Source organism: Janthinobacterium sp. GW822-FHT07H11, assembly GCF_058798615.1.
On sequence record NZ_CM179507.1, the window covers coordinates 3,741,660 to 3,756,303 of the forward strand.

13 protein-coding genes are annotated in these 14,644 nt (G+C 65.5%); 5 read left to right on the forward strand and 8 right to left on the reverse strand.

Annotated elements, in window-relative coordinates:
- Window positions 1–31 precede the first annotated feature (31 nt).
- A complete protein-coding gene (locus tag AC3RCJ_RS16535; protein ID WP_492958153.1) occupies window positions 32–250 on the forward strand; it encodes a DUF7661 family protein in 219 nt (72 codons plus the stop codon).
- 36 nt (window positions 251–286) lie between these two features.
- On the opposite strand, the gene AC3RCJ_RS16540 is transcribed toward AC3RCJ_RS16535, so the two are convergent.
- Both AC3RCJ_RS16540 and AC3RCJ_RS16545 read right to left on the reverse strand, forming a co-directional pair.
- A complete protein-coding gene (locus AC3RCJ_RS16540; protein WP_492958155.1) occupies window positions 287–541 on the reverse strand; it encodes a hypothetical protein in 255 nt (84 codons plus the stop codon).
- A gap of 11 nt (window positions 542–552) precedes the next feature.
- Window positions 553–1,347 carry a DNA/RNA non-specific endonuclease gene (locus tag AC3RCJ_RS16545; RefSeq protein WP_492958157.1) on the reverse strand — a complete coding sequence of 265 codons (795 nt, stop codon included), beginning with the start codon at window positions 1,345–1,347 and terminating at the stop codon, window positions 553–555.
- Between the two features lie 193 nt (window positions 1,348–1,540).
- Here AC3RCJ_RS16545 and AC3RCJ_RS16550 point away from each other — a divergent pair, with 193 nt between their 5' ends.
- Together AC3RCJ_RS16550 and AC3RCJ_RS16555 are read left to right on the forward strand one after the other, a co-directional pair.
- A complete protein-coding gene (locus AC3RCJ_RS16550) occupies window positions 1,541–2,068 on the forward strand; it encodes an SRPBCC family protein (RefSeq protein ID WP_492958159.1) in 528 nt (175 codons plus the stop codon).
- 75 nt (window positions 2,069–2,143) lie between these two features.
- Window positions 2,144–2,830: an energy transducer TonB gene (locus AC3RCJ_RS16555; protein WP_492958161.1), complete on the forward strand. Its 687-nt coding sequence runs from the start codon at window positions 2,144–2,146 to the stop codon at window positions 2,828–2,830.
- Between the two features lie 31 nt (window positions 2,831–2,861).
- Here the strand turns inward: AC3RCJ_RS16555 and AC3RCJ_RS16560 are convergent, their stop codons facing one another.
- The 6 genes from AC3RCJ_RS16560 to AC3RCJ_RS16585 all read right to left on the reverse strand — a co-directional run bounded on the left by AC3RCJ_RS16560 (window position 2,862) and on the right by AC3RCJ_RS16585 (window position 9,901).
- On the reverse strand, window positions 2,862–3,875 hold the full coding sequence (locus AC3RCJ_RS16560) for a response regulator (protein ID WP_492958163.1): 1,014 nt from the start codon (window positions 3,873–3,875) through the stop codon (window positions 2,862–2,864).
- Window positions 3,868–4,965, reverse strand: coding sequence for an ATP-binding protein (locus AC3RCJ_RS16565; RefSeq protein ID WP_492958165.1), 1,098 nt, complete (start codon window positions 4,963–4,965; stop codon window positions 3,868–3,870). The genes AC3RCJ_RS16560 and AC3RCJ_RS16565 overlap by 8 nt, the downstream gene beginning before the upstream one ends.
- A gap of 1 nt (window position 4,966) precedes the next feature.
- A complete protein-coding gene (locus AC3RCJ_RS16570) occupies window positions 4,967–6,310 on the reverse strand; it encodes a sensor histidine kinase (RefSeq protein WP_492958167.1) in 1,344 nt (447 codons plus the stop codon).
- Entirely contained in the window at window positions 6,310–7,704 is a 1,395-nt protein-coding gene (locus AC3RCJ_RS16575; RefSeq protein WP_492958169.1) for a class I SAM-dependent methyltransferase, read from the reverse strand. The genes AC3RCJ_RS16570 and AC3RCJ_RS16575 overlap by 1 nt, the downstream gene beginning before the upstream one ends.
- A 269-nt stretch (window positions 7,705–7,973) precedes the next feature.
- Window positions 7,974–8,999: an AraC family transcriptional regulator gene (locus AC3RCJ_RS16580; protein ID WP_492958171.1), complete on the reverse strand. Its 1,026-nt coding sequence runs from the start codon at window positions 8,997–8,999 to the stop codon at window positions 7,974–7,976.
- A complete protein-coding gene (locus AC3RCJ_RS16585) occupies window positions 8,999–9,901 on the reverse strand; it encodes a GGDEF domain-containing protein (protein ID WP_492958173.1) in 903 nt (300 codons plus the stop codon). Before AC3RCJ_RS16585 ends, AC3RCJ_RS16580 begins: the two co-directional genes overlap by 1 nt.
- A 306-nt stretch (window positions 9,902–10,207) precedes the next feature.
- Between AC3RCJ_RS16585 and AC3RCJ_RS16590 the strand changes: the two genes are divergently transcribed.
- Both AC3RCJ_RS16590 and AC3RCJ_RS16595 read left to right on the forward strand, forming a co-directional pair.
- A complete protein-coding gene (locus tag AC3RCJ_RS16590; protein ID WP_492958175.1) occupies window positions 10,208–12,745 on the forward strand; it encodes a TonB-dependent receptor in 2,538 nt (845 codons plus the stop codon).
- A gap of 17 nt (window positions 12,746–12,762) precedes the next feature.
- Window positions 12,763–14,622 carry a phytase gene (locus tag AC3RCJ_RS16595; protein WP_492958177.1) on the forward strand — a complete coding sequence of 620 codons (1,860 nt, stop codon included), beginning with the start codon at window positions 12,763–12,765 and terminating at the stop codon, window positions 14,620–14,622.
- Window positions 14,623–14,644 lie beyond the last annotated feature (22 nt).

Here is a 14,644-nt window from a genome sequence, read left to right on the forward strand (position 1 = left end):
CCATTCAATTCACGCCTGCCGGAGCACGCCCATGCACGAATTCAAATTCAATATTTTTGGCACCTTGATCGCGGTGCGCGGCGCCGCCGGGGCATGGCGCGCCTTTTATCTTGGCGCGGAAGGAAAGCGCAGGCCCGCCGACTTCATCGTGCCATGCGATGTCGAGGAACAGGCGCTCTGCGAGTACCTGGCGGATCTGTTCCATGAAGATGCCACGCCGCGCAACAGCACGGCGACGCAACTGCCCTGACGGGCGCTGCCGGCGGCCACCATCACGCGGCCGCTGCTACGCGAACGGATTGGCCACCGACGTGACGGCGGGCGGCGGCAGCTGGTCCGGCAAGTCCTGCTTGTCCAGCTGCGCCACCACGTCGCCCAGCAGCTTTTGCAGCTGCTTGGCCAGGGCCAGGCCAGCCTTGTCCAGGGTCAGGTCGATATCGCCGCTGATGCTGATGCGGTCGACACGGTTTTCGATGCTCAGGCCGCCGATCTCCAGCACATCGCTTTCATTGGCGTAAGGGATGAATTTTTTTGCGCACATGGCATTTCCTCTCAAGAAGATGATTTTTTGGACTTGCTATTGATCTTGGGCAAACTCAGCATGCGCAGTTTCTGCTGCCGCGTCAGCGACGGTAACAGATTGATGCCTATCCTGTCTTCCAGTTGCGCGATGCTCAGCACTTCATATTGCTTGGTGTCGATGTTTTCGATGAAATAGGCGGCGCCGGCGCGCTGGCGCGGGCTGTACACGGCCTTGTATAGATGGCTGGGCACGATCACTCTTCCCACCTTGCGCAAATTGCCGCCGATAAAAGCCGGCCCCGTGATCACGTACAGGTCGCCCTCCTTCTTTGCCATCTTGCGCACGGCGCCTTCGATGCCGGCCCACACATAGCGGTTGTTGCGCGCGTCTTGCGGCACCATGTTGGCCAGGGTAAAGCTGTCGTGCTGGCTCTTGCGGTCCGGCATGTCGCCATTCGGCGCCATATGGCCACGGTCGAAGCCGCTACGGGCGTAATCGGCCAGTTCCGCGCGCTGGCTGGCAGGCAGGCTGCGCTCGGCATGGAAGGAATTCTCGCGCGACAAGTCCTGCGCCGCCTCCAGCCTGTTCGCCGTCAGGTGCTCGGCCGACCACAACGGCGTGCGCGTGATCCCCGAATGCATGACGCCGAACACGGTGTAGCACAGCTCCCTGGTCGCCACGTCGAGCTTGGGATTGGTGATTTCCGGCTCGCGGCCGTCGACATAATGGGCGGGACAGGCGCCCGCGTAGGCGGAGTTCGCGGCTAGGGCCGAAGCCAGCAGGCCGCACGCCAGGGTCAGCCTGGCGATCGATCGTTGAATCATAATTCCTTCATTGAAATTCTTGCAGGCCAACATTCTAGCGGACGATGGCCGCGCGCCACAAACCTGCCGTGCGCGCAGGCGGCGCCCTTGCGCACGGGTGCAAATAATGGGCAGGGGGACGGCGCAGCCGCATTCATATCTGATAAGATTGGTCCGATTTGTTCGCATCGACCCATCAAGATTTGGAGAGCATATGATCAAGAAAACACTGCTGCTCATCGTCGTCGCCATCGCCGCCATCCTCGGCTACGCAACGACGAAGCCCGACACCTTCAGCGTGCAGCGCGAAACGACCATCAAGGCGCCGCCGCAAAAGATCGCCGCGCTGATCACGGACTTCCACAACTGGCAAGCCTGGTCGCCGTGGGAAAAGCTCGATCCGGCCATGCAGCGCACCTTCACGGGGCCAGGCAGCGGACAGGGCGCGCAATACGCCTGGCAAGGCAACGACAAGGTGGGCGCGGGGCGCATGGAAATCACCGAGGCCGCCGGCCCCGAGCGCACGGTCATCAAGCTGGACTTCCTGAAGCCGTTCGAAAGCCACAACACCACCATCTTTACCCTGTCGCCCGACGGCGAGAACACGAAGGTAAACTGGACCATGACCGGTCCCAGCCCCTTCGTCAGCAAGGTCATGACGGTCTTCGTCAGCATGGATAGCATGATCGGCAAGGATTTCGAGAAAGGCTTGAACAAGCTGAAGGCGGCGGCGGAACAATAGCCCCGGCCGCAGGCGGGCGACAGGGCCTGCGCGGCCCTGTTTTCTTTGGCGGCAACCATACTGGAAGACGATTTGATGCCCATCCCCCCATCGCACCGCCTGCTGTTCCTGCTGCTGGCCGCCGGCGCCCGCCTCGTCCATGCGGCAGGCGAGGCGGCCACGCCGGCAGGCCCGGCCGCCGTGGCCCTGGCGGCGCCGCAATGCCCGCAGGTGAGCGTGCCGGAAGCGGCGCTGCGCGCGGGCCTGCACGGCACGACGCAGCTGCGGCTGCTGCTCAATGAACAGGGCGGCATCGATGAAGCGCAGGTCGCGCACGGCAGCGGCCATGCGCTGCTCGACGAAGCGGCGCGCGCGATGGCGCTGGCATGCCGCTTCACGCCCTACATGGCGCAGGGCAAGGCCAGCCGGGCATGGCTGTTGCTGCCCGTGGCGTTCCAGGCGTCCCGGCCGACGGCCGTGCTGGCGAACGGCAAGGCCCCCGTGCAGGCGGCCTGGCTCGACGTGCGCCACTGCGCCCGGCCCGACTACCCGCGCGCCGCCCAGGCGCAGGGCGCCCAGGGCACGACCTCTCTGGAATTGCTGATCGGCACCGACGGCGTGGTGCAGGAATCGCGGCTGGCCCGCAGCAGCGGCTATCCGCAACTCGACGAGGCGGCCCGCGCCGCCCTCGGCGCCTGCCGCTTCGCGCCCGCGCTGCGGGACGGCGCGCCGGTGCAGCAGTGGGCCAGCACCAGCTATGTCTGGCGGCTCGATGGCGGCTGACGGCCGCTGACAGGCCTGCCGCGCGGCAGGCTCAGAACTGTTCGATCCAGGCCGCCAGGTGATCGGGCGTCAAGCCCGGTTCGGCCTGCACCACCTTGCCCTGCAAGCCCTGCTCGCCCCGGTTCAGCTGCAATGACCAGCCGCGCCGCGCCAGCCACAGCAGGCTGGCCAGCCAGAACGCGTGGACGGCGGAGACGGGCGTGCCGGTCGGCGTTTCCAGGAATTCCGTCAGCAGGCGGCTGTCGAGGAACAGCGCCGTGCCGCCCTGGCTGTGCAGCGCCGCGCCAAACACGGGCAGCAGCATGTCGATCGCCTGCTCCACGCCGCGGCCGGGATGGTCGCGTTCCAGGCCCTCGAGCTGCTGGCGCACGGACGCGCAAAAGGCCGTGCCGCGGAACGCTTCCGAGCTGATCAGGTCGGCATAATCCATCAGCAGCCAGTCCGGCTCGGGCGGCGTGACGCCGGCCGTCAGGGCCGCCGACAGGTATGCTTCCACCGGCAATTGCTGTTCCGGCCCCGCCAGGCTCGCGCACAGCGTGTACAGCGTGCCGATGCGGTTGGCGATGGCTTGCCGCTGGCGCACCATGAGCTTTTCGCGCAGCAATTGCGCGTGCTCATTGCGCAAGCTGGCCAGTTCCAGCGCCTGCTTGAGTTCCATGCGCAGGGCAGCGATATCCCACGGCTTCTGGATGTAGCGGTGGATCTGCCCCTGGTTGACGGCTTCCACCGTATGCTCGAGCTCGGAATACGCGGTCGTCAGGATGCGCACGATGTGCGGATGGCGGTCCCAGCAATACGACAGCAGCTCGTTGCCATAGGCGCCGGGCATGCGCTGGTCCGAGACGAGCACGGCAATGCGGTCGGCCTGTTCGTCGAGGATGCGCTTGCCCTCCTCGACCGAGGTGGCGGTCAGCACGTCGGCCAGCGGCGCGATGGCGCGCTGGAAGTATTTGAGGGCGTTGGCCTCGTCATCGACATAGAGTATCGTCGGCAGGCCTCGCGCCGGCTCTCGCTGAGCCGGTAAACGCAGATTGGCGTCAATCATGCTCGTTCCTTATATGTACGGGAAAATTCAGGGTGACTGTGGTGGAACTGCCAGGCTCGGTGACGATATCGAGATTGCCGCCGAACGACTGCATCATGCGGCGGCAAAAAATCATGCCCCAGCCCGTGCCCTCATCGCCGCTGGCGGTGAGCGGGTCGTGCAGCAGCTGCTGCACGATTTCGGGCGCGATGCCGGGACCATTGTCGCGCACCGCGATATGCCCGCCGCCGACGGTGAGCGTCAGCTCGGGATGGGGGTGCTCGCCGACGGCGCGCAAGGCATTGCCCAGCACCGAGGACAGGATCAGCGACACGCAGTTGGGCGACTCGGCGATGGCAAAGTCTTGCCGCACGTCGACCGTGATGGCGGCGCGCTGGGCCGCGCTCAGCGGGTAGCTGTCGAGCAGCGCGTCCAGCAGTTGCCGCGCGCTGCCCATGCCGCGCCCGCCCTGCATGCCCGGCCCGGCAGTGGCCAGGCGCACGGTATCGACAAAGCTGGCCAGCACCGACAGGCAATAGCGGGCGTTGCCGTGCATGAGGGCGGCCGCTTCGCCGATCTCGGCCTGCACGGCGCCCTCCGCCTGCGCGCGCCGCGCGATGCCGCGCGCAAAATTGGCGATGGCCGCCAGCGGCGTATTCAATTCGTGGGCCAGGAAGGCCAGCGACTCTTCCATCGCCACCAGGCCCTGGCGCCGCGCGGCGCGCTCGCGCCCCGCCTGCACGGCCAGCTGCAGCGCGCCCAGCATGGCGGCCATGTCGAGCGGCTTTTCCAGCAGGCGGAACACGGCGCCGCCATTGATCAGTTCCAGCAGCACGTCCTTGTCCGCATACGCGGTCACCAGCAGGCAGACGATGTGCGGATAGCGGCGCGCCGTTTCATCGAGCAATTCGCTGCCCAGGCGGTCGGGCATGCGGTAGTCGGTGACCAGCACGTCGATGTCGCCGCCCTGCTCGGCCAGCACGGCCAGCGCCGCGTCCACGCCGGGCGCCGTCAGCACGCGGTAGCGCGGCGCGACCGCATAGTCGAAATACTTGCAGGCCAGGGCTTCATCGTCGACATACAGCACGGTGGCGCGGCTATCGCTGTGCATGCTAGCGGCCCTCCCAATCGGAACGCTGCAGGTCGAAATTCATGCTGGCCCACTCGCCGAGCACGCTTTCGGCGCTGAGCGTGCCGCCATGGCGTTCGATCACGCCATAGCTGATGCTCAAGCCCAGTCCCAGGCCCTGCCCCACTTCGCGCGTGGTGAAGAACGGCTCGAACACGCGCGCCAGGTTTTCCGGCGCGATGCCGGGGCCGTTGTCGCGCACGCTGATGCGCAGGCGGTCTTCGTCCCAGTGGGCCGTGACGCGGATTTCGAACGGCGGCGCATTGCCCTTGCGCATGGACAACACGGCATTGCCCAGCAGATTGATCAGCACGCCCACGATGGCCGCCTCGTCGCCGCGCACCAGCGTATCGACGGGCAGCGCATGGCTGATGCTGACATTCTTCGTTTCGTGGCCCACCAGGCGGATCGCCGCCTCGAGCGCGCTGCGGAACTGGAAATGCCCGTTTTCCAGCTGGTTGCCGCTCTTGCGGTAGGCAAAGGTCTTCAAGTCCGAGACGATGTGCTGCACGCGCAGCATGCCTTGCTTGGCGTCGGCCAGGCATTCGCTGACCAGCGCACTTTGCTTGGCGGCCGGGTCCTCGATGGCCACCTCGATGGCCATCATGCAGAAATTCACGGGATTGTTGACTTCATGCAGCATGCCGGCGGCCAGCGTGCCGATGGCGGCCATCTTTTCCTGCTGCAACATCTGCCCCTTGATATCGGCCAGGCTTTTATTCGTTTCTTCCAGCTGCGTATTCTTTTGCGCCACTTCCGCCTTCAGCTGGAACAGCATGAAGCGCGCGCGCTCGTTAAAGTAGGTAAACACGGCGCTGATGCTGGCCGACATGATGAGGAACAGGCAGTTGACGACAAACACGGCCTGCAGGTTGAAGCCGCGCGCATGCCAGGCGCAGGCGGCCACGTACAGCAGGCAGGAAACGGCGCCGAAGACCATGTTTTGCCACAGGCCGAAGGCCAGCACGATGCCGGACGAATAGATGGCCAGCGTCATGCCCACGTAATAGATCGAGGTGGCGCCCTCGGTGACGGCGATCATCCAGGCGATCATCACCTGCGGCAGCAGCAGCCAGATGAAGGTCAGCCCCTGGATACGGTCCTGCGCCCAGCGCGTGCGCATGGCCAGCACCACGCAAAAGATCAGCACCGACACGACGATGCGGGCGCTGGTGAACGCCGACTGCATGGCCGGATACAGGGCCGAATCGAGGCCCATGCCCAGCAGGATCAGGACGATGCCCGTGTAGGCGCCGCCGCGGCTGAATTCCAGGCGGAAGTCGCGCAATACGGCCGTATAGCCGGCGTGCAGGCCTGGACTGTCCATCAAGGAATGCTCACTTCCGCAAAGACATTGACGCCCGTGGCATCGACATAGATATGGTGCGCCGTCGCATATTCGGGCAACAAGGCCGACAAGCTCTCCTCATTGCGATAGATCAAATGCCATTCCAGCAAATGCTCCATGCCGAACTTGCCGGGATTGTTCGCATGCACGTTCGTGACGAGCAGGCGCCCGCCCGGCCCCACGCGCGACGCGAAGTGCAGCAGCAGGCGCGCGCACACCTTGTCGGACAGGTAGTCGAACAGGCCGGCGCAGTACACGGCGTCGAAACTGCCGGGCAGGCCGCTGATGCCCGCGCCATGGCGGCGCTTGAGCAGATTGTGCACGGAATCGTGCACATAGTCGATCTCGACGACGCGGCCCGTGCGCTGCATGATGGTGCTCAGGCGCGCGCGCGTCCAGTCCAGCGTTTCGCCGCTGAAGTCGACCAGCTCGAAGGCCAGCCACTGCGCGTCGGGGCAGGTCTCGAGGAAGCGCTGCACTTCGATGGCCGGGCCGCAGCCCACGTTGAGCACCTTGAAGACGCGTCCGGCCTCGCGCGCCGCGGCCGCCTTTTGCGCCAGGAACTCGCTCAGGATATCGATGCGGTTGCGGTGCGCGGTGGCCACGGCCGCCTGCAGGAAGGCGGCATTGACGATCTGGAAATAGGTGCTGGGCCCCTGGCGCGGATCGTCGAGCAGCTGGTTGACCATCTGGTAGTCGCCCGCGTAGCCGAGCGGCTTGGTAAACGTGCGGAAGACGAAGGGCGCGCGCAGGATCAGCGGGTGCAGCGCCGCCTGGGCAAAGGCGCGGTGGGCCGGCGCCCGCTCTTCCTCGACCAGCGAGGCCTCTTCCTCCAGCTGGCGCAAATACAGCTGGGTCTGTTCCATCAGCGGCTGCGCCAGTTCGTCGAAGATATCGGCGCGCAGGCGGCCATTTTCCTTGGGCAGCGAGTCCGACAGGTCGACCTGCTCGACCCAGCGCGCCACTTCCGACAGGAAGGCGCGCATTTCGTTGACGACGATCTGGTAGTCGCGGCGGATGCGGAAGCGCTCGCCCCAGCCGGAGACGAAGGCGCTCGCCTCCCTGGCCACGGCGCCCTTGACCACCACCACGTCGCTCAGCTCGCGCCACTCGTCGATCAGGGTCACGGAAACGATGGCCGTCAGGCCCGTATTGACGCTGCTGATGACGACCGCCTTGCCGACGTAGGCATTCTTCGCCCCCATGCGCACCGTCAGGTCGTTGAGCACCTCGCTCACCTGCACGATCGAGTAGGGATTATAGATTTCCATGACCAGCGAATTGCGCTGCACGTTGAAAATCGTGCCCCGCACCGCCTCACCCTGGGTGTTGCGGAAACTGACGACTGGATCGATTTGCGATTGTGAATACACGATTGAACATTATCAAGTTATCCGGTTCCCGGCTTGCCGCTTGCATCGGCAGGCCGGTTGCCAGACAGGGTTAGGGCAAGGCTAGCCGGTCGGCAGCGGCCGGCGCACCGTCGATATGGCGGCGCTGCGGCGTCGTGTGACGCCACGCCTGCCGGACCGCCTCAAAGCGCGTCTGTTCGCTCTCTTGCCGAGTGTACTATGGATGTAATAGAACGGGCAATTGTTCCCTATGGAATCTACATGACTGGCGCGGGCGCGCCACGGCAAACTCAGCCTGTACCGAACAGGGCCAGCGCGTGGCGCAGCAACTGCGGCGTCTGCCCCGTCCAGCGCTTGAACGAGCGGCGGAAGTTGGTCGCATCATGAAAGCCCAGATAGGCGGCCACCGCGTCGTTGTCGTAGCCGTGCGCCTGGAACAGGTAGATGGCCTGGTGCGCGCGCACCTGGTCGAGCTCGGCCTGGAAATGCGTGCCGTGGCGCGCCAGGTGGCGCTTCAGCGTGGCGGGACTGACGCCGAATTGCTGCGCCGTGCGTTCCAGCGTGGGCGCGCAGCGGATATGGGCCAGCAGGTAGTCGTACAGCGCGCCGAGCAGGCTCGGTGCCGGCACCGGCTCCAGCGCCGCCGCGCGCAAGGCCAGCGCCGCCGCCGTGGCATTGCCGCGCGGCCAGGGGCGGTCCAGCCAGCGCGATTCGATCAGCATGGCATCGATCTGGCAATCGAAGCGCAGGGCCTGGCCCAGGTGCACCTCGTGCTGCTCCACGTGGCGCGGGCGGGCGCGGTTGAAGCAGAAGCGCCACGGCAAGACTTCGCCGGCCAGCCAGCGGCACATGGCCGCCAGCGCCGTCATGTGCATCTCGACGAGGAAAGGCAGCTGGCTGGGCGCGCCGAACGAGTCCGTCCAGTACAGCACATGCAGCTCGCCCGCCTCGCGCAGGCGCGGTTGCAGCAGCGGACACAGCAAGGTATGGAAATCGCACAGGATGGCCAGGGCCTGGCGCAGGTTGCGCGCCTGCAGCAAGGCATGGCTGACGGCGCCGTAATGGCCTGGCAGCATCTGCTGGCCCAGCATGAAGCTGGTATCGAGGCTGTCGAGGCCGCGCGCCACGTTGGCCAGCAACTGCAGGTATTGCGCGGCGCTGAGCTGGCTTTCCTCGGACGGCAGCGCACCGTCGCCGAGGCCCGTGCCCTTGCACAGCGGCGCCGTGTCCAGCTCGCGGCTGCGCGCATAGTCGAGCACCAGCGCCGGCTGGTGCCGCGCCGCGATGCCGGGATCGCCCTGCTGCAACAACTGCATCAGGCAGGCGCGGCCGTGGTAGTGCCGGGAGCGGCCCGCGGCGCCTCCACTGCCCGGCTCAGTTCGGCCAGCACCACTTCCGGCACGCCGTCGGCCAGCGAGCAGGCGTGGCGCAGGCTCAGGCCGATTTCGCGGTTGTCGTTCGCATGGTGGCGCATCTGCCCCACCATCTGGCACAGGTGGCGCGCGGCAAGCGCCGCATCCTCGCGCGACACGCCAGGCATCAGCACGGCGAAGCGGTCGCCCGCATAGCGGCATAGCAAATCGTCATTGCGCAAGTTCAACAACAGCATGTGGCCCACGGCCTGCAGCACGCGGTCGCCTTCGCGGTGGCCGTATTCGCGGTTAATCAGGTGAAAGCTGTCGATATCGAGCAAGACCAGCGCGCAGTCGAAGCCGGGGCGGCGTTCCTGTTCCAGGCGGATCTGCGTGCGCAGGTAGCTGGCGTCGGCCAGCTGGGTGATGCGGTCGAAGGCGCGGTGGTCGCGGAACAGGCGCTCGCGCTTTTGCAGGTGTTCGTTCAGGCGGAACTGTTCCTGGCGCCAGTAGTACATGCCGATGGTCAGCACCAGCATGCCGAACGGAATCAAGGCTTCCAGCCAGTTATCCCATACTTGCCGCTTGTCGACGGCAAAAAATTCATCGAGGCAATCGGCCCACGACCCCAGCATGATGGCGCACAGGCCGCCCGCGATCAGGCTCGTCACGCGGCCGCGCGGCCGGCTGCTCAGGGTAAACAGGAACCATACGCCGGCCATGACGGCCGTGCCGCCTTCGCAGACGATATCCATCCACTTCCAGATGGCGACCGGCTTCGGATGGCCGAGGGTGGCGTACAGGAAAAAAAACAGGGGCAGCGCCAGCGCGGCGGCAATCAGGCTGTTACGGTGCAATGGCAGCATGGGGGAAAACCTTTAAAAGTGGTGCTGCCGCCACGATAGCGCCCGCCCATGACGCCACGATGACATGCCCCGCGCCCGTGCGGCAGGTGCAAACGGCTCACCATTCCTATTTGCCATCGCGCAAATACCGCATGCCGCGCCCCGCGCGCCCACGGCCGGCAGGTCATTTCAGCTCACCATGCTTCATTTCCAGATGGAAAGCGCTCAGATGCCGTTGTTTTCGCGGCGCCCCGCCCGCCCCTGTCACGCAACCGTCATATTTGCTGCCTAGAATCCGCCCGGTTCCTTCCCCCCACCGAGCCCTTCATGAAAACCATGCACACATCGTTCCCCTCCCCGCTGCGCCTGACGGCCCTGTCCCTGGCCGTCATGGCCGTCTTCAGCGGCCAAAGCCATGCGCAAGCGCAAGATGCGAACGGCCAGCCGGCCGCCACCGTGGTCGTCAGCGGCCAGCGCGCCAGCCTGCGCAACGCCATCGCCGCGCAAGAGAAAGCCGACAACATCATCAGCGTCATCAGCAGCGACGATATCGGCGGCTTGCCCGATAAAAACGCGGCCGAGGCGCTGGCCCGCCTGCCGGGCGTGTCGGTGCAGCGCGACCAGGGCGAAGGCCGCTACATCACGGTACGCGGCCTGGGGCCGGACCTGAACGCGGTGACCATCAACGGCGCGCTGGTGCCGTCGCCGGAAGCGGGCCGCCGCGCCGTGGCGCTCGATATCCTGCCTGCCGGCCTGATACGCACGCTGGAAGTGTCGAAAACCTTGCTGCCAGAAATGGACGCCAACTCGCTGGGCGCCACCATCGAAGTCAAGTCGCTGTCCGCCTTCGACTTGCCGGGCAAGCTGCTGTCGGCCAACGTGGCCGCCAGCCACGATGAAAAGACGGGCAAGACCAGCCCCAGCGGCGGCGCCCTGTGGGCCCAGCGCTTTCTCGACGGCAAACTGGGCGTGGCCGCCGGCCTGAGCGCGGAAAAGCGCTCGTTCGGCTCCGATGACGTGGAAACGGGCGGCGCCTGGAGCAAGGGCAAATTGTCGGGCCTGGAATTGCGCGACTACCTGCCCGTGCGCAAGCGCGGCGCCCTGGCCGTCAACCTCGATTACCGCCCGGAAGCGGGCAACAGCTGGTTCCTGCGCTCTTTTGTAAGCGAATTTTCCGACGATGAAGTGCGCGACCGCTTGACCATCAGCAATATCGCGGGTGGCAGCCTGGCAGAAGGCCAGACGGCCAGCGCGCGCGCCGAGCGCCGCATCCGCCAGCGCAAGTACACGCAGCAAGTGCGCTCGCTGGTGCTGGGCACGCAGCAGACATCGGGCGACTGGACCCTGGACGTGAAAGGCGGCATGAGCCGCGCCACGGAAGACACGCCGGAGTCCTTGAACGACGGCCGTTTCCGCGGCCTCAGCAATTTCGCCGGGATCAGTTTCAATGGCACCGAGCAACCATTGTTGAGCGGCCCCGCCTCGCTGTACGACCCGGCCGGCTATGCGCTGAACGCCATCACCCTGCAAAAGCGCTACTCGAAGGACAATGAGCACCACGCGCGCATCGACCTGGCGCGCAAGTTCGACATCGCCACCCTGAAATTCGGCGCCAAGCTCAGCCGCCGCGAAAAAAACAATGACACGGATCAATGGGCGTATAACAGCAGCAAGGCTGCCAGCGGCAATTACTGGGGCGCCGGCGCCACCTCGATGAGCGCCTTCGTGCAGGGCCACCATCTCGACTACGACCTGGGAAACATCGGCGTGGCGCTGGACCCGGCCCTGATACGCGCCAGGGTCGCCGGCCTGGACCGCGCCAAGGCGCGCCTGGCCACGGAATCGATCATCAACGATTACCGCATGCAAGAAGACATCAACGCCATGTATGTGCAGAACAGCTACGACTTCGACGCCTGGCACATCCTCGGCGGCGTGCGCGCCGAACGCACCAGCTTTGAAGCGGCCGGTTCGCAAGTGGACAGCGCCGGCGTCGCCACGGCCTTGACGCGCGAGCGTTCGTACACCAACTGGCTGCCGAACCTGCAAGCCCGTTATGACATGGATCAAAAAACCAGCGTGCGGGCCGCGTGGACGCAAGCCGTGGTGCGCGCCAACTTCAGCCAGCTGGCACCGGGCATCAGCCTGGCCAGCAACACGGAAGCCGTGATCGGCAACCCGGACTTGAAACCCTTGAAAGCCAACAACCTGGACCTCGGCATCGAAAGAGTCCTGGGCAACGACGGCGTGATGTCGGCCTACGGTTTCTACAAGGACATCAAGAATTTCACGTACACGACCAACCTGGCCGGCACGGGACAATGGACGGGCTACACGACGGCCACCTCGTATGCGAACGGCGACGCGGCCAAGGTGAAAGGCATCGAACTGGCCTACATGCAGCCGCTGCGCATGCTGCCGGCGCCATTCAACAAGTTTCTGGTGGGCGTCAACGGCACCCTGAGCACCTCGCGCGCGCGCATCGGCCGCTACGACAAGGCGAGCAACAGGCAGATGAACCGCGACATCCGCCTGCCGGGCCAGTCGAACCAGGTCATGAACTTGATGCTCGGCTATGAAACAGGGCCGGTCAGCGCCCGCCTGGCCCTCAACTACAAGTCGCCTTACCTGCTGGAAATGGGCAACGATATCCTCGCCCAGAGCCAGGACCACATCGTCGACAGCCAGAAACAGCTCGATTTCTCGCTGTCCTACCAGGTCAACAAGCAGTTCCAGCTGACGTTCGAGGCGGCTAACCTGAACAACGAGAAATACTATGTCTACCAGGGCACGAAGCAATACAACGTGCAAAACGAACAATACGGCCGCACTTTCAAGGTGAGCCTGAAAGCCAGCGCCTTCTGATGATGATTATCAATACCATGAAAAAAACCGTACTCTGCAGCGCTGTGCTGGCTGCCTTCTGCCTGGGCGGCATCGCCCAGGCCGCCCCCGCCCACGCCTTGCCTGCCTTCACGCAGGAGGCGGAAGAACTGGCCCGCCTGCCCGGCGGCGGCTGGCTGACCCTGGACAAGCACGGCTTGCGTCTGTTCAATGCGGCCGGCCAGGAGCAGGACCGCATCGCCGTGCGCGCCAAGCAGCTCGACACGCGCCCCGATGGCGGCAAGGTACTGGCCGTCTTCCTGGAAGCGGACACGCAGCGCCCGCTGCCCGTCTCCGTCGACGTGCAGGCGGGCAAGCTGGTCAAGCTGGCGCCGTTTCCCGTGCCGACGTTTTCCGTGGAAGCGTCGTGTTTGTACCGCGACGCCCAGCAACTGGCCCATTTGTTCTTGATCGGCAAGGATGGCCAGGCGGAACAATGGGTGATGCAGGGCGAACAGCGCAGCCTGGTACGCAAGCTGGCCTTGCCGCCGCACGCGAAACACTGCCGGGTCGACGATGGCGCGCAGCGCCTGCTGGTGAGCGAGTCCGGCATGGGCGTGTGGGCCTATGACGCCGAGTCCGAAGGCATGGGCAAGCGCGAAGTGGTGGCCCTGCGCAAGCCGTACGGCCAACTGGACGGCGGCGCCGGCGCGCTGGCCGTGCTGCCCGGCGGCGTGGCCGTGCTCGACGGCAAGGCGGACAAGCTGCACCTGCTCACCCATCAAGGAGAGACATGGACGGCGCAGCCGGCCCAGGCGCTCGCCTTGAACGTGCGCAAGGGCGACAGCCAGCTGGCGCTCGACGGAAATTCGTTGATGTTGCGCGGCAAGAACGGTTGGCAAGCGCGGCAGTTAAAATGGGCTGGCCAAGCGGAGACAAAGCCTGCGGTCGCCATCATCGCGCCGCAAGCGCAGACGGAACCGATGGCGCGCCAGGGCGACGCGGCCGACGACCCGGCCATCTGGCTGGCCAAGAACCCGGCCGATGCGCGCATCCTCGGCACCAACAAGAAACAGGGGCTATTGGTCTACGACCTGCAGGGCAAGCAGACGCAGCTGCTGGAAGTGGGCCGCCTGAACAACGTCGACGTGCGGCAGCATATCCAATTGAATGGCCGCAAGGTCGACCTGGCTGTCGCCACGCAGCGCGACGACAACAGCATGATGTTGTTCACGATCAATGCCAGCGGCGAGGTGGCGGAAGCGGGCCGTTTTCCGACCGGACTGAAAAGCATCTACGGCATGTGCCTGTATCAACCGGCCGGCGGCGGCGTGGAAGCGTTCATCAACGACAAGGACGGCACCTTCCAGCAGTACAAGATCGGCATGAGCGGCGACCGGTTCAGCGCGACGCTGTTGCGCAGCTTCAAGGTCGCCACCCAGCCGGAAGGCTGCGTGGCCGACGACGCCAATGGCCGCTTGTTCCTGGGCGAGGAAACGCGCGGCGTGTGGACCACCTCGGCCGACGCGGCCAGGCCGGACGCGCTCGCCATGGTCTTGCCCGTGGGAGCGCACCTGGCGGCCGACGTGGAAGGCATGGCCATCTACCGCAAGCCCGGTGGCGCGCCCAATACGGGCTACCTGGTCGTCTCCAGCCAGGGCGACAGCAGCTATGTCGTGCTCGACGCGCAAGCGCCGTACAAAGTGCGCGGGCGCTTCAAGGTGGGCTTCAACTTGCCGGCCGGCATAGACGGCACCTCGGAAACGGATGGCCTGGACGTGACGTCCGCCAACCTGGGCGGCGCGTATGCGCAAGGCATGCTGGTGATCCAGGACGGCTACAAGCGCTTGCCCGACGGCCCGCAAAACTTCAAGTATGTGGCGTGGGGGGATGTGGCGAAGGCGCTGGGCCTGGAATAGATACCCGGCATGCCCGAGCCGC

Excerpts from the sequence above, each read along its gene's own strand:
- AC3RCJ_RS16535 (WP_492958153.1), top strand. The coding sequence starts at position 32 with ATGCACGAATTCAAATTCAATATTTTTGGCACCTTGATCGCGGTGCGC.
- AC3RCJ_RS16595 (WP_492958177.1), top strand. The coding sequence starts at position 12,763 with ATGAAAAAAACCGTACTCTGCAGCGCTGTGCTGGCTGCCTTCTGCCTG.
- AC3RCJ_RS16540 (WP_492958155.1), bottom strand. The coding sequence starts at position 541 with ATGTGCGCAAAAAAATTCATCCCTTACGCCAATGAAAGCGATGTGCTG.
- AC3RCJ_RS16590 (WP_492958175.1), top strand. The coding sequence starts at position 10,208 with ATGAAAACCATGCACACATCGTTCCCCTCCCCGCTGCGCCTGACGGCC.
- AC3RCJ_RS16570 (WP_492958167.1), bottom strand. The coding sequence starts at position 6,310 with ATGGACAGTCCAGGCCTGCACGCCGGCTATACGGCCGTATTGCGCGAC.
- AC3RCJ_RS16585 (WP_492958173.1), bottom strand. The coding sequence starts at position 9,901 with ATGCTGCCATTGCACCGTAACAGCCTGATTGCCGCCGCGCTGGCGCTG.
- AC3RCJ_RS16565 (WP_492958165.1), bottom strand. The coding sequence starts at position 4,965 with ATGCACAGCGATAGCCGCGCCACCGTGCTGTATGTCGACGATGAAGCC.
- AC3RCJ_RS16560 (WP_492958163.1), bottom strand. The coding sequence starts at position 3,875 with ATGATTGACGCCAATCTGCGTTTACCGGCTCAGCGAGAGCCGGCGCGA.
- AC3RCJ_RS16545 (WP_492958157.1), bottom strand. The coding sequence starts at position 1,347 with ATGATTCAACGATCGATCGCCAGGCTGACCCTGGCGTGCGGCCTGCTG.
- AC3RCJ_RS16555 (WP_492958161.1), top strand. The coding sequence starts at position 2,144 with ATGCCCATCCCCCCATCGCACCGCCTGCTGTTCCTGCTGCTGGCCGCC.
- AC3RCJ_RS16550 (WP_492958159.1), top strand. The coding sequence starts at position 1,541 with ATGATCAAGAAAACACTGCTGCTCATCGTCGTCGCCATCGCCGCCATC.
- AC3RCJ_RS16580 (WP_492958171.1), bottom strand. The coding sequence starts at position 8,999 with ATGCAGTTGTTGCAGCAGGGCGATCCCGGCATCGCGGCGCGGCACCAG.